13 protein-coding genes are annotated in these 13809 nt (G+C 71.7%); 5 read left to right on the top strand and 8 right to left on the bottom strand.

Going from position 1 to position 13809, the window contains the following annotated elements; all coding sequences use genetic code 11:
- A complete protein-coding gene (locus LCH29_RS10010; RefSeq protein WP_446461356.1) occupies positions 1 to 627 on the bottom strand; it encodes a GntR family transcriptional regulator in 627 nt (208 codons plus the stop codon).
- A gap of 131 nt (positions 628 to 758) precedes the next feature.
- Positions 759 to 1820, bottom strand: coding sequence for a medium chain dehydrogenase/reductase family protein (locus tag LCH29_RS10015; protein ID WP_446461357.1), 1062 nt, complete (start codon positions 1818 to 1820; stop codon positions 759 to 761).
- A gap of 185 nt (positions 1821 to 2005) precedes the next feature.
- On the opposite strand from LCH29_RS10015, the gene LCH29_RS10020 reads away from it, so the two are divergent.
- Entirely contained in the window at positions 2006 to 2494 is a 489-nt protein-coding gene (locus LCH29_RS10020) for an inorganic diphosphatase (RefSeq protein WP_123106726.1), read from the top strand.
- Between the two features lie 3 nt (positions 2495 to 2497).
- Here the strand turns inward: LCH29_RS10020 and LCH29_RS10025 are convergent, their stop codons facing one another.
- The gene (locus LCH29_RS10025) at positions 2498 to 4408 is read right to left on the bottom strand and encodes an ABC transporter ATP-binding protein (RefSeq protein ID WP_446461358.1); all 1911 of its coding nucleotides are present in this window, start codon (positions 4406 to 4408) and stop codon (positions 2498 to 2500) included.
- A gap of 205 nt (positions 4409 to 4613) precedes the next feature.
- On the opposite strand from LCH29_RS10025, the gene LCH29_RS10030 reads away from it, so the two are divergent.
- Both LCH29_RS10030 and LCH29_RS10035 read left to right on the top strand, forming a co-directional pair.
- On the top strand, positions 4614 to 5222 hold the full coding sequence (locus LCH29_RS10030) for a phosphatase PAP2 family protein (protein WP_446461359.1): 609 nt from the start codon (positions 4614 to 4616) through the stop codon (positions 5220 to 5222).
- Between the two features lie 318 nt (positions 5223 to 5540).
- Entirely contained in the window at positions 5541 to 6728 is a 1188-nt protein-coding gene (locus LCH29_RS10035) for an Ig-like domain-containing protein (RefSeq protein WP_446461360.1), read from the top strand.
- 78 nt (positions 6729 to 6806) lie between these two features.
- On the opposite strand, the gene glnA is transcribed toward LCH29_RS10035, so the two are convergent.
- Positions 6807 to 8216 carry a type I glutamate--ammonia ligase gene (gene glnA / locus LCH29_RS10040; RefSeq protein ID WP_123105629.1) on the bottom strand — a complete coding sequence of 470 codons (1410 nt, stop codon included), beginning with the start codon at positions 8214 to 8216 and terminating at the stop codon, positions 6807 to 6809.
- 187 nt (positions 8217 to 8403) lie between these two features.
- Between glnA and LCH29_RS10045 the strand changes: the two genes are divergently transcribed.
- The gene (locus LCH29_RS10045) at positions 8404 to 8871 is read left to right on the top strand and encodes an RDD family protein (RefSeq protein ID WP_446461361.1); all 468 of its coding nucleotides are present in this window, start codon (positions 8404 to 8406) and stop codon (positions 8869 to 8871) included.
- A gap of 92 nt (positions 8872 to 8963) precedes the next feature.
- Here the strand turns inward: LCH29_RS10045 and LCH29_RS10050 are convergent, their stop codons facing one another.
- From LCH29_RS10050 to lipB, 4 genes are all read right to left on the bottom strand, one after another.
- Positions 8964 to 9644, bottom strand: coding sequence for a DUF4191 domain-containing protein (locus LCH29_RS10050; RefSeq protein WP_123105633.1), 681 nt, complete (start codon positions 9642 to 9644; stop codon positions 8964 to 8966).
- 10 nt (positions 9645 to 9654) lie between these two features.
- Positions 9655 to 9852, bottom strand: a complete 198-nt coding sequence (locus LCH29_RS10055) for an SCO2195 family GlnR-regulated protein (RefSeq protein ID WP_446461362.1) — start codon at positions 9850 to 9852, stop codon at positions 9655 to 9657.
- Between the two features lie 314 nt (positions 9853 to 10166).
- Positions 10167 to 11111, bottom strand: a complete 945-nt coding sequence (gene lipA / locus LCH29_RS10060; protein WP_446461363.1) for a lipoyl synthase — start codon at positions 11109 to 11111, stop codon at positions 10167 to 10169.
- Positions 11112 to 11263: 152 nt separating this feature from the next.
- Positions 11264 to 12082, bottom strand: a complete 819-nt coding sequence (gene lipB, locus LCH29_RS10065) for a lipoyl(octanoyl) transferase LipB (protein WP_446461364.1) — start codon at positions 12080 to 12082, stop codon at positions 11264 to 11266.
- A 190-nt stretch (positions 12083 to 12272) separates the two neighbouring features.
- On the opposite strand from lipB, the gene LCH29_RS10070 reads away from it, so the two are divergent.
- Positions 12273 to 13805 (top strand): regulator, encoded by a 1533-nt coding sequence (locus LCH29_RS10070; protein WP_446461365.1) that lies wholly within the window; start codon positions 12273 to 12275, stop codon positions 13803 to 13805.
- Positions 13806 to 13809: the final 4 nt, after the last annotated feature.

Genomic DNA, 13809 nt, shown 5'->3' on the forward strand with positions numbered 1-13809 from the left:
TCAGCCCGCCAGGAGCACCTTGAGCGTCGACTCCAGGTGGCCGCTGATCGCGGCGCGGGCCGCCTCCGGGTCGCCGGAGGCCACCGCGTCCAGGATCGCCCGGTGCTCGGCGAGCACCGCCTCCTGGCGGCCGGTCCGGTTGTACAGCGCCACCACCCCGGCCCGGATCTGGCGGCTGCGCAGCCCGTCGTAGTGCCGGTTGAGGAGTTCGTTGCCCACCGACGCGACCATGGTCGCGTGGAAGAGGTGGTCCACGGCGATGAACTCCTTGGCGTGCTCGGGCCCGCTGAGCCCGCGCTGCCGCTCCAGCAGCGCCGTCAGCTCCTCGACCGGCACCTTCCGCTGCTCGATGGCCTGTTCGGCGGCGTAGCGCTCGACGATCCCGCGCAGCTCCATCAGTTCGGTGATCTCCCGGCCGGACAGCGGCGCGATGTGCGCACCCCGCTTGGGCACCAACTGCACCAGGTCCTCGGCCGCGAGCAGCAGCAGCGCCTCGCGGATCGGGGTACGGGAGATGCCGATGCGGTCGGCGATCTCCTGCTCGGTGAGGAACCGGCCCTGCATGTCGGGATCGGTCAGCACGGTCTCCTTGAGGAACGCGTACGCCTTTTCTCGTCCGGACTGCACTGGGCCCTTGCCTCCTCGCATACCACTCGTATACGAAAATTATCACGGCGGAAGGTCCCGGAGCCCGCGGTGCAGGAGCCGTTCCCGTGGCTTAGGAGCCGTTCCCGTGGTTCAGGGTCCGTTCCCGCGGTTCAGGATCCGCTCACGAGGACGACCTTGCCGGTGACCGTGCCGGACTCCGCCAGCCGCATCGCCCGCGCGGCCTCGGCGAGCGGGATCCGGGCGGCCACCTGGGCGGTGAACTCACCGCTCGCGAGCAGCGCGAGGACCTGGCCCAGATCCTCGCGCACCCGCGCCTGGTAGGCGGCGCGGCGCCGTCTGCCCGCCCACAGGTTGTAGAAGTGCGCCTTCCGGCCGTTGGGCAGGAGATTCCACAGCAGGAGCCGGGCGAACAGCTTGAGGACCGGTGCCCGGGACGAGCCGGGCACGTCCCGGGTGGCCGCGGTGCCGTACGAGACGAGCGTGCCGCCGTGGGCCAGCAGCCGGAACGAGTCCACGATGCCCTCGCCGCCGACGTGGTCGAACACCGCGTCCACCCCGCCGGGCGCCAGCTCGCGCACCCGCGCGGCCAGATCCGGGGCGCGGTAGTCGACGGGGGTGGCGCCCAGCGCCCGTACCGCGTCGTGGTGGCGGGGCGACGCGGTGCCGATGACCGTGATTCCGGCGCGGCGGGCGAGCTGGACCAGGGTGGAGCCCACCCCGCCGTTGGCCCCGTGGACCAGCACGGTCGTCCCGGCGCTGGCCCCGGCCACCCGGTGCAGCATCTGCCAGGCCGTGATCCCGTTGACCACCACCGTCTCGGCCTCGGCGGCGCCCACCCCGTCCGGCACGGCGACCAGGTCGCCCGCGTCGGCCAGGACGTGGCTGGCCCATCCGCCGACCTTGGTGAGCACCGCGAACCGGCGGCCGCGCAGCCCCGGATCCACGCCCGAGCCGGTCCCGGCGACGGTGCCCACCAGGTCGTACCCGGGCACGAAGGGGAACGGCGGCTGGTCGTAGTACTTGCCGCGGCGCATCTGCTGCTCGGCGAACGACACCCCGGACGCCTCGACGGCCACCAGGACCTGCCCGGGCCCGGGCTCGGGCACCGGGCGGGTGCGGAGCTGGAGCCCCTCGGGGTCCACCCGACCGGGCAGGACGACTTCGGTGAGCGAGGCGGGCGAGGCTGGCGGGGCGGGCGAGATGGGTGACATGGCGGGGCTCCGTCTTCTCGTGATTCCTGAGGCTTTCTAGCAATCGTAAGAGCTTCTAACGGAACAATGAGGCTGTTAGTCTCGCTGTGTCAAGCCCGGGGGCGCGCGCCCATGGCCACAGGCAGGGCGTGAGCGGCTCGCACGGCGCACACTGGAAGCACGCCCACCGGTGACCGGAGGTCGCGATGGAGTCCGCCGCCGAATTCGACGTCGTCGTGGAGATCCCCGAGGGGTCCCGCAACAAGTACGAGATGGACCACGAGGCCGGGCGCATCCGGCTGGACCGGATGCTGTTCACCGCCACCAAATACCCGGCCGATTACGGCTATATCGACCACACCCTCGGCCGCGACGGCGACCCGCTCGACGCGCTGGTCACCGTCGGCGAGCCCACCTTCCCGGGCTGCGTGATCCTGTGCCGGGCCATCGGCATGTACTGCATGCGCGACGAGAAGGGCCCGGACGAGAAGATCCTGTGCGTGCCCGCCCACGATCCGCGCTATGTGGACGTCCAGGACATCGACGACGTGCCGGAGTTCGACCGCATGGAGATCACGCACTTCTTCGACGTCTACAAGGACCTCGAACCCGGCAAGTCCGTCGAGGGCTCCCACTGGGAGGGCCGCGACCAGGCGTACGCCGAGATCGCCGCCTCCCGCGCCCGCGCGGGCTGAGGCCTACGCGGTCCCGCCGCGGCGCGGAGCGGGCACCCCGCGGTCGTTCTGGAGCTCCCACAACTCCCGGAACAGGCCCGGCGATCGGGTCAGCTCCTCGAACGTGCCCTGCTGGATCACCCGGCCGCGGTCCAGCACCACGATGCGGTCGGCCACCGCGACGTTCGCCAGCCGGTGGGTGACCAGGACGACCGCGCGGTCCCGCGCCATCCGCCGCAGCCCGGCGAAGATCCGGTGCTCGGCGCGCGCGTCGAGGGCGCTGGTCGGCTCGTCCATCACCAGCAGCCCGGCGGGCCGGTGGAACGCGCGGGCCAGCGCGATCCGTTGCCACTGCCCGCCGGACAGCTCCACCCCGCCCCACCACTGCCGGGCCAGCAGCGTGTCAAGACCGCTGCGCAGCCCGTCGACCACCTCGTGCGCCCCGGAGCGGACCGCCGCCGTCCGCACCGTCTCGTCCCCGCCGTGCGGCTGCCCGAGGGTGATGTTGTCGCGCGCGGACAGCGGCCAGTGCGCGTAGTCCTGCGGCACGACGGCGGTGTGCCGCCACATCGCCTGCGGGTCCAGCTCGGCGGTGCTCGTACCGTCCCAGGTCACCGCGCCCCCGGTGGGCAGGTACAGCCCCGTCAGCAGCTTGCTCAGGGTGGTCTTGCCGGACCCGTTCTCCCCGACCAGCGCCAGCACTTCGCCGCGCCGCACCTCCAGGCTCACCCCGGCGAGCGCCGGAGCCTCCGACTCCGGGTAGGCGTACGTCAGCCCCTCGGCCCGGATCACCCGTGGGACGTCCGGCTCCCGGCTGCCACGCCGCATCCGGTGCCCGCCCGCCTCCTCGATGAACTCCGCCCAGTCGTCCAGGTACAGCCCCGTACGGAACAGCCGCGTCCCGTACCCGACCATCCCCTGGAGCGACGCGCCCACCGTCCGCAGCGCGAACACCGCGGTCCCCGCCGAGGCCACCGACATCTGCCCGGACCCCAGCAGCAGTGCCAGCGACGCCCATACGAGACCCGACGCGAAACCACCGGCCAGCGCCCCCGCCACCGCGTACCGGGCGCCCCTGTGCACGGCCTTGTCCGTCGCGGCGTCCACCCGCGCGCCGATCGTCCGGTACCGCTCCAGGAGGAACGACGCCATGGTGCCCGAACGCAGCTGGTCGGCGATGTCCTTGTCCACCATGTACCAGCGCAGCAGCCCGAGCGTGCGCCGGTCCGCGCTCATCGCCCGGCTCGTCTCGTAACTCACCCGCGCGCCCTTCATCCCCGCGATCCCCTGCGGCAGCGCAGCCAGCAGCAACAGCGGCAGCAGCGCCGGATGCAGCACGGTCACCACCCCGGCCGCCGCGACCAGCGAGGCCAGACACGCCATCAGCTGCTGCGACTCGATGATGAGATCCTGCGCGACCTCGGCGCCCCGGTCCGCCGCGTCCCACTTGTCGTTGAACCCGGGGTTGTCGTACGCGGCCAGCTCCGCGTTGATCGCCGCGTCCAGCATCTGCGTCTCGGCCTCCCGCGAGATCCGCGGCGACAGCCTGCTGGAGATGTTCGACACCGCGATCCCGAGCAGCGCCCGCAGCCCCGCCGCCCCGGCCAGCACCGCGATCGACGGCAGCGCCTCGCGCAGCCGCTCGCCGATGTGCCCGGACGAGATGAGCGCCGTGATGGTGCCGGTGGTCGCGAGCAGCCCGAACGCCTCGAAGAACCCCGCGAGCGCCTGGCACAGCAGCAGCGTCACGACCGCCCTGCGGTCCACCCGCCACGCCAACCCCAGGGAGCGGCGCACCAGTTGCGGCAGGCGGCGGGCCATGGCCCGGGTGGTGATCGTCTCCAGGGCGACCGGCGTGGGCGGCCGGAACCGCAACTCCTCACCGGCCCCGGCCGGTTGTCCTGCCGGTTGCCCGGCGGCCTGCGACGCTGCCACGGATCCCCCTGACGATGCGGTCCAGCACGGCGGTGCCGGTCACCTTGCCGCAAAGCGGGTGGGGCCGCAGGCGTACGGCGGAGGTCCACACGAACGTGGAACGGCCTTGCCCTGTCCGCCTCTTCGTCAACCCCGACCAACGTCAAGGTCACGCCCTGCCGTTCGGCCCGGGTCCCCGGCGTCGGCCGCTCCTACGTTCGGGGCCATGCCAACGCACTCTCACCACACCGCCCGGCTCCTGGGGCCCGCGGCGCTGCTCGCCGCGGGCGCCGCGGCGATCGTCCTGCTCTCCCCGGGCGGGCTGGGGGACCCCGGCCCCGTCGAGGTCGGACACGGAGCCTCCGCATCCGCGTACCGCGCGCTCACCGGAGCGGTGGCCGACGCCCCCATGGCGCCGCTGGAAGCGGCGAGCGAGGGCACCGTGGCCGTCCTCGGGCTGCTGCTCGCCGTCCTGGGGTGGACCGCGCTGCGCCGCAAGGACGCCCGCGGCATCGCCGGAACCACGGTGGTCGGCCTCGGCACCGTGGCCGCGTACGCGCTCAGCGAGGCCCTGAAGCTGGTGGTGGACGAGGAACGGCCCTGCCGCGCCGTACGCGGAGCCGCGGCCATCGCCCACTGCCCCGCGGCGGGGGACTGGTCGTTCCCCAGCAACCACGCCACCCTGGCCGCACCACAGGCTCAGCACGCTCAACCCGGCCCCCACGGCCGCCCCCGCCGCCACCAACCGACCCCGCGCAATCGTCATCACCGGCCAGACGCTACGGAACCCGGGGCGCGCCGGACACTGCCGAAAGTCCACCTTTGGGCCGGGTGAACAGCGCCCGCGCGGTGCGCACCGGTCAGGGAACCCGCGCTCGACGGTACGCGCGGCGCACACGGCGCGAGCCGCTGAGCGCTGCGCCATTCAGGGCAATTCACCCCCGCGTACCTGGCGTTGTGCCGCCACCCGCGCGCCTACTGGTGCTACAGACCGGTGGGTTTTACATCTGCCGGGGGACGGTGACGCGGGCAGGGCCCGGCGTCGATCGCCGTAAGTGTGCACCCCCTGGACCCCGATGCGCCGCCGCGCCCCGATCAGGCGCCGACCTGGCGACCAACGGCCCACCACCTCACCTCACTTGGAGGGCCCATCATGGCTACCCCCACCCTCACCGTGGTGACGGTATCGCCGAACCCGTCGACGTTCGGGCAGGCAGTCACGCTCACCGCCACCGTGATCCCGCTCGGCGCCGGAACCCCCACCGGCACCGTCACCTTCGCCATCAGCGCCGACGGCCCTCCCCTGACGGGGACGCTGTCGGGCGGCACGACCTCGGTCACCGTCAGCGGGCTGAGTGTCGGCATCCACAACGTCGTCGCCACCTACAGCGGCGACGCCAACTTCCTCCCCTCCACCGGCACCAACGTCATCGCCGTCAACCGGTCCGCGACGACGACATCGGTGGTGTCGGCGCCGGATCCGTCCGGGCTCGGAGAGGCGGTGACGTTCACGGCGACCGTCACCCCGGTGCCGCCCGGTGCGGGCGTCCCGGGCGGCACCGTCACCTTCTTCATCGGCGGTTCGGGCGGCGGTTCGTTCACCCAGCCGGTGGTGGGCGGCGCGGCGACGCTGTCCCTCAGCAACCTGGGCGTCGGCACCCACCCTGTGGTCGCCCTCTACAGCGGCGACGTCAACTTCCTGCCGTCCTCCGGCAGTGACACGCACACCGTGAATCCGGCCCCGGCCGCGACGACGACCACGGTGACGTCCTCGGTGAATCCGTCCGTGTTCGGGCAGCCCGTCACGTTCACCGCGACGGTGACGCCGAACCCGCCCGCATCCGGGACCCCGACCGGGACGGTCACCTTCGTCGTCACCGGTACCGGCGGCGGTACGGTCGTCAAGGCGTTGACGGGCGGCACGGCATCCCATACCTTCACCGGCCTGGGCGTGGGCCCGCACACCGTGACCGCCACCTACAGCGGTGACGCCAACTTCGCCGCGTCGACCGGGACGCTCCCGACGCAGACGGTGAACCAGGCGTCGACGACCACCATCGTCAGCTCCAACCCCAACCCCGCGGCGTCGGGCACGCCGGTCACCTATGTCGCCGTCGTGCAGCCCGTGGCCCCTGGGGCCGGAACCCCGACGGGAACGGTCACCTTCACCGTCAGCAACATGACGAACAGCGTCACCGGTACCGGCACCGTGAACAGCTCCGGGTTCGCCTTCTTCACCGACGCCACCCTGCCGGCAGGCAGCTACACCGTCACCGGGGTCTACTCCGGGGACGCCGACTTCACCGGGTCGACCGGCACCACCACGCAGACCATCACCTGACCCGGCCAGCACTGATCCCCGCCGCCGCCCGAGGGGCGGTGGCGGGGATCAGTCATGCGTCGAGGACCCGCGGGGTCTTTAGACGTCGAAGTACAGCTCGAACTCGTGCGGGTGCGGCCGCAGCTGGAGCGGCGCGATCTCGTTGGTGCGCTTGTAGTCGATCCACGTCTCGATCAGGTCGGAGGTGAAGACACCGCCCTGGAGGAGGAACTCGTGGTCGGACTCGAGCGCGTCGAGGACGGCCGGGAGGGAGGTCGGGACCTGCGGGACGCCCGCGTGCTCCTCGGGGGCCAGCTCGTAGAGGTCCTTGTCGATCGGCTCGGCCGGCTCGATCTTGTTCTTGACGCCGTCCAGGCCCGCGAGCAGGAGCGCGGAGAAGGCCAGGTACGGGTTGCCGGAGGAGTCCGGGGCGCGGAACTCGACGCGCTTGGCCTTCGGGTTGGAGCCCGTGATCGGGATACGCATCGCGGCCGAGCGGTTACGCTGCGAGTACACCAGGTTGACCGGCGCCTCGAAGCCCGGGACCAGGCGGTGGTAGGAGTTCACCGTCGGGTTGGTGAAGGCCAGCAGCGACGGGGCGTGCTTGAGGATGCCGCCGATGTAGTAGCGGGCGGTGTCCGAGAGGCCCGCGTAGCCCTGCTCGTCGTAGAACAGCGGGGAGCCGCCCTGCCACAGCGACTGGTGGACGTGCATGCCCGAGCCGTTGTCGCCGAAGATCGGCTTCGGCATGAAGGTCGCGGTCTTGCCGTTCTTCCACGCCACGTTCTTGACGATGTACTTGAACAGCATCAGGTCGTCGGCCGCGGCCAGCAGCGTGTTGAACTTGTAGTTGATCTCGGCCTGGCCGGCGGTGCCCACCTCGTGGTGCTGGCGCTCGACCTGGAGACCGGCGCGGTCCAGCTCGAGGCTGATCTCGGCGCGCAGGTCGGCGAAGTGGTCGACCGGCGGGGTCGGGAAGTAGCCGCCCTTGTACCGGACCTTGTAACCGCGGTTGTCCTCCAGCGCACCGGTGTTCCAGGCGCCCGCCTCGGAGTCGATGTGGTAGAAGGCCTCGTTCGCCTTGGTCTCGAAGCGCACGCTGTCGAAGACGTAGAACTCGGCCTCGGGGCCGAAGTACGCGGTGTCCGCGATGCCGGTGGAGGCGAGGTAGGCCTCGGCCTTCTTGGCGATGTTGCGCGGGTCGCGGCTGTACTGCTCGCCCGTGATCGGGTCGTGGATAAAGAAGTTGATGTTGAGCGTCTTGTCCCGGCGGAACGGGTCGACACGGGCCGTCGACAGGTCGGCACGCAGCGCCATGTCCGACTCGTGGATCGCCTGGAAGCCACGGATCGACGAGCCGTCGAAGGCCAGCTCCTCGTGCGGGTCGAACGCCTCCGCCGGTACGGTGAAGTGCTGCATGACGCCGGGAAGGTCACAGAACCGGACGTCGACGAACTTGACGTCCTCGTCCGAGATGAACTTCCGAGCGTCGTCGGCGTTCTGGAACATCCAACTCCTCCTAGCCCGGCCGCGGGGGGACGGGGATTTGTTCGGTCGCGCGGTCCGTGTGCATGGCGCGCTGCCGCCGACGATAAGCAGACGGGATTTCCCGGGCATGACCCGTTTGTTTCACCCAGGTTAACCGGGTCAGGGGCCGTTACGGGCGTATGCGGGCCGTCGCAGTACCGTATGGAGCGTGGACAAGAGGCAAGCAATCGGATCCTGGCTTTCCGGCCCCCGCGCGGCCGCCGAGGAGATGGGCGTCGACCTGGGCTACCGCGGCCAGGGGCTGGGGCTGCCCGAGAACGGACCGGGTGCGATCGCGCCGCTCGGGCGCCGCCTCGGGGCGCTCTTCATCGACTGGGGCCTGTGCGTGCTCATCTCGTACGCGCTGCTGGCGGGCCGCAATCCGCAGGCCGCCGGGAACTGGGCGCTGCTCGTCTTCCTCGTGCTCAGCCTGCTGACCGTGGGCACCGTCGGCGCGACCCCCGGCAAGTTGCTGCTCAGGCTGCGGGTGGTCGGCGAGGGCGGGGCGCGGCTCAGCCTGCCGCGGGCCGTGCTGCGCAGCGTGCTGCTGGTGCTCGTCATCCCCGCGGTCGTCTTCGACCGCGACACCCGCGGGCTGCACGACCGGCTCTCCCGGGCGGTGCAGATCCGCGTCTAGGCGCCTCGGCGCCACGGATTGCATACGAAAGGCGGCCCGGGACGTCCTGTCCCGGGCCGCCTTCGTCACGTGGAGTCTCGGCGTACGGCCGCTCAGCGGCCCTTCGGCATGCGCATGCCCTTGGGCATCGGGCCCTTCGGGATCGGCATGTTGCTCATGAGGTCGCCCAGCGCCCGCAGCCGCTCGTTCACGACCGTCACCTGCGCGCCCGGCAGCACCCGCGGCAGCTTCAGCAGCGTGGTGCGGAGCTTCTTGATCGGCACCTGGCCCTCGTCGGTGCCGACGATCACGTCGTGCACCGGGACGTCCGACACGATGCGGGCCATGCGCTTCTTCTCGGCGGCCAGCATGCCCTTGAGCCGGTTCGGGTTGCCCTCGCCGACGAGCACGATGCCCGCCTTGCCGACGGCCCGGTGGATGACGTCCTGGTTGCGGTTCATCGCCACCGCCGGGGTCACCGACCAGCCGCGGCCCACGTTCTCCAGAACGGCTGCGGCCGCGCCCGGCTGGCCCTCCATCTGTCCGAAGGCCGCCCGCTCGGCGCGGCGGCCGAAAATGATCGCCATCGCGAGGAAGGCCAGGACGAAGCCCAGGATGCCCAGGAAGACGGGATGACCGATCAGGAAGCCGATGCCGAGGAGGACACCGAAGGTGATGATCCCCACGCCGGCGACGACAAGGCCGACCTTGGAGTCGACCCGTTTGGTCATCTTGTAGGTCAGGGCGATCTGCTTCAGTCGCCCGGGGTTCTCGGATGTTTCCTTCCTCGCCATAAGGCGAAGTTTACGTGGCCTGGGAAGCCCCGGTGGACACGGCCTCCAGCACGTGCTGGGCCTCGGTCCGGTCCTTGGCGCGGCGACGGTCCTCCAGGACCGCGGTCCAGGCGTTGCGCCGGGCTGTGCGCTGTCCGCCGCGCAGCAGCAGTCCCTCCAGGGCGAGCAGCGCGTCGGTCATGGACGGGCGTACGGGCGCAGCCGGCATGGGGTACCCCTCGGGAGCGGCGGATTATCAACGAACGCACGCGGCTATGAGCGGTGCGTGGTTTTATCGTTACCCAATGGTGTTACCAGTGTGTGACCGGTCGGTCAAACACCGATGAAGCCTTGGAATGACCTGCTATTGGAGCTGTGACCTGGGGTTTTGCAAGACGCGTAGAGGGGGCGGTGTGCCCGTCCTCACACAGCGTGTTGCTCACACCGACGCTTGTTCCGAGGGCACGGCGACGGGTGCGCACGGCAAAGGGCGGCGGGAACCAGCCGGTTCGCGCCGCCCTCCGTCGTATCGCCGTTGTGGCGTCACACCGCCTCTGCCGTGTTCGCCCGCTGGTCGATGGCCTGCTGGTACAGGCGCCCCGCGCGGTACGACGAGCGGACGAGGGGGCCGGACATGACACCGGCGTAGCCGATCTCGTCCGCCTCCTCCTTCAGCTCCACGAACTCCTGCGGCTTCACCCAGCGCTCCACCGGGTGGTGCCGCGCGGAGGGGCGCAGGTACTGGGTGATCGTGATCAGCTCGCAGCCCGCGTCGTACAGGTCCTGGAGCGCCTGGCTGATCTCCTCGCGCTCCTCGCCCATGCCCAGGATCAGGTTGGACTTGGTGACCAGCCCCGCCTCGCGGGCCTTGGTGATGACCTCCAGCGAGCGCTCGTAGCGGAAGCCGGGGCGGATGCGCTTGAAGATCCGCGGGACGGTCTCGACGTTGTGCGCGAGCACCTCGGGGCGGGACGAGAAGACCTCGGCGAGCTGGTCGGGGTCCGCGTTGAAGTCCGGGATCAGCAGTTCGACGCCGGTGTCCGGCATGAGGGAGTGGATCTGCCGCACGGTCTCCGCGTACAGCCAGGCGCCGCCGTCGTCCAGGTCGTCGCGGGCGACGCCGGTGATCGTGGCGTACCGCAGCTCCATCGTCCGTACGGATTCGGCCACCCGGCGCGGCTCGTCGCGGTCCAGCGGCTGCGGCTTGCCGGTGTCGATCTGGCAGAAGTCACAGCGCCGGGTGCACTGGTCGCCGCCGATGAGGAACGTGGCCTCGCGGTCCTCCCAGCATTCGAAGATGTTGGGACAGCCCGCCTCCTGGCACACCGTGTGCAGGCCTTCCCGCTTCACCAGGCCGTGCAGCTCGGTGTACTCGGGGCCCATCTTCGCCCGCGTTTTGATCCACTCGGGCTTGCGCTCGATGGGGGTCTGGCTGTTCCGGACCTCCAGACGCAGCATCTTGCGTCCGTCGGGTGCGACTGCGGACACGTCCGGCACTCCTCTTTGCTTGGCGAGTCTGGGTGGCGCGGCTTTCGAATCGTCGGCGGTCACCAGGGTACGCCCGTCATTCGTACGGATTTACGTCCAGGGCAACCGGTGAGGTCGGGGGCCGCATTCCCTGGGCCCTCTGCGGGCGGGCCCTATACGGCGCGGGGCAGCGGGACGGAGGACTCCACGACCGCCCGCAGATGCCTCTCGACCACCGGGGTCACCTCGGCGACCGTCACCTCCCGGCCCAGCTCCGCCGAGAGCGACGTCACGCCCGCGTCCCTGATGCCGCACGGCACGATCCGGTCGTACGAGGTGTTGTCCGGATTGCAGTTGAACGAGAAGCCGTGCATGGTCACGCCCTTGGCGACCCGCACCCCGATAGCGCCGAGCTTGCGGTCCTCACGGCGCTGCCCGGCGTTGGACGGGGCGTACTCCGGGCCGTTCAGCCGCGGGTCGAACTCCTCGTCCTCCACCCGCGGGTCGAAGTCCAGCGTCAGCCCGCCGAGCCCCGGGCGCCGGTCCACCGGGTCGCCCAGCACCCACACCCCGCTGCGGCCCTCCACGCGGGTGGCCTCCACGCCGAAGTCGGCGCAGGTCAGCAGCATGGCCTCCTCCAGCCGCCGGACATGGGCGACGACGTCCACCGGGCGCGGCAGCTTGAGGATCGGATAGCCCACCAGCTGGCCGGGACCATGCCAGGTGATCTTGCCGCCGCGGTCCACGTCCACCACCGGGGTGCCGTCGAGGGGGCGCTCGTTGTCGGCCGTGCGCCGCCCCGCCGTGTAGACGGCCTGGTGCTCGAGCAGCAGACAGGTGTCCGGGATCTCGTCCGCGAACCGGGCCGCGTGCACCCGGCGCTGCTCCTGCCACGCCTCCTGGTAGTCGACGGCCTCCGCCCCGAACCCCAGATGGACGTAGCGCAGTCGCGTCTGCGAAGCAGGGGGCGTCTCCGGGGACGTTGCGGTCACGGCAAGCTCCTCTTCGGACCTCGTAACGGTTGGCAGTGCCTCCGCCACTGTACGACCGCGCGCTTTCGGACCCCTATCCGGCTCGTTCTCACACGATCGGATGAAAGGAGTCCGACCAGCGCGATCAGCCCGCTACAGCCAGTTAAATTCACGCCGTTCCAGAGAGCGAATCAGGGAGACCGGCAGGCTGATGACGGAACGACCCCCGCAGCGCATCCCCAATCGTCAGCTCGCCGCGCTGATTTCCGAGGCAGGCTTCTCCAATGCCGGGCTCGCCCGGCGGGTGGACCAGCTCGGCATCGAACACGGCCTCGACCTGCGGTACGACAAGACGTCGGTGACCCGCTGGCTGCGCGGCCAGCAGCCGCGCGGCACCACCCCCGCGCTGATCGCCGAGGTCTTCACCCGGCGGCTGGGCCGCCGGCTGACCGCCCAGGACCTGGGTCTCGACGCCTGTGCGCCGGTCTACGCGGGGCTGGAGTTCGCCGCCACCCCGCAGGAGGCGGTGGACATCGTCAGCGGGCTGTGGCGGAAGGACTCCGGCAGCCATGCGGAGCTGCGGAAGATCGCCTTCACCCCGGCCGGGCTCGTCGTCCCCAGCCGGGACTGGCTGATCGGACGGCCCGACGACCGGGTGGCGCGCGGTGAGCCCGCGGCCGCCGCCGGTGGCCCCACCGTCCCCGCCCAGGGCGGCCGGGGCGCCGCCGCGGGCCGGGCGGCCGCCGTCGACCGGGCGGTCGCCGCGGGCCAGGGCGCCTCCGCCGGACGGGCGCCGGTGCCCCGGCAGCGGCAGGCGGACCGCGTCCAGCGCGGGCCCGGCCACCGGGTGACCCCGGGCGACATCGCGGCGCTGCGCTCGGTCAGCGAGCTGTTCCGCACCCTGGACCAGACGTACGGCGGCGGCCACGCCCGGCAGGCCCTGGTGCGCTACCTGGAGCACGAGGGCGAGCCGATGCTGCGCGGCACGTACGGCGAGACGACGGGGCGGCGGCTGTTCGGCGCCGTCGCGGACCTGACCCGGCTGGCCGGGTGGACGTCGTACGACATCGCCGCGCACGGCCTGGCCCAGCGGTATTTCGTCCAGGCGCTGCGGCTCGCCCAGGCCGCCGGGGACCGGCCGTACGGCAGCTATGTGCTGGTGACCATGAGCCGCCAGGCCGTCTATCTGGGCCACGGCCGGGAGGCCGTCCAGCTCGCCCGGGTGGCCCAGCAGGGCGTGGGCGGCGGCGCCCCGCCGGTGCTCCAGTCCCTGCTGCACGCGGTCGAGGCGCGCGGGCACGCGGTGCTGGGCGAGGTGCGGGCCTGCACCGCCTCGCTCGCCCGCGCCGAGCGGGCGCTGGAGACGTCGCGGCCGGGCGACGACGTGCCGTACTGGGCGCGGACCTTCGACGAGGCGCAGCTGGCCGACGAGTTCGGCCACAGCCACCGGGACCTCCAGCAGTACCGGGCCGCCGCCCAGCACGCGGAGCGCTCGCTGCGGCTGCGGGGCGCCGGGTTCGCCCGCAGCCGCCTCTTCAGCCGGGTGGTGCTGGCCACGGCCCGGCTGGGCCTCGGCGAGCTGGAGCAGGCGTGCGCGCTGGGCGCGGAGGCGGCGCAGCAGGCGTCCGAGATGCGGTCGGCGCGGGCGCTGGACTACGTACGCGACTTCGAACGCCGCCTGGAGCCGTACCGGGACGCGGCCCCGGTCCGCGGCTACCGCGAACGGGTCGCGGCCCTGGGCTAGGCCC

Source organism: Streptomyces sp. BRA346, assembly GCF_052851135.1.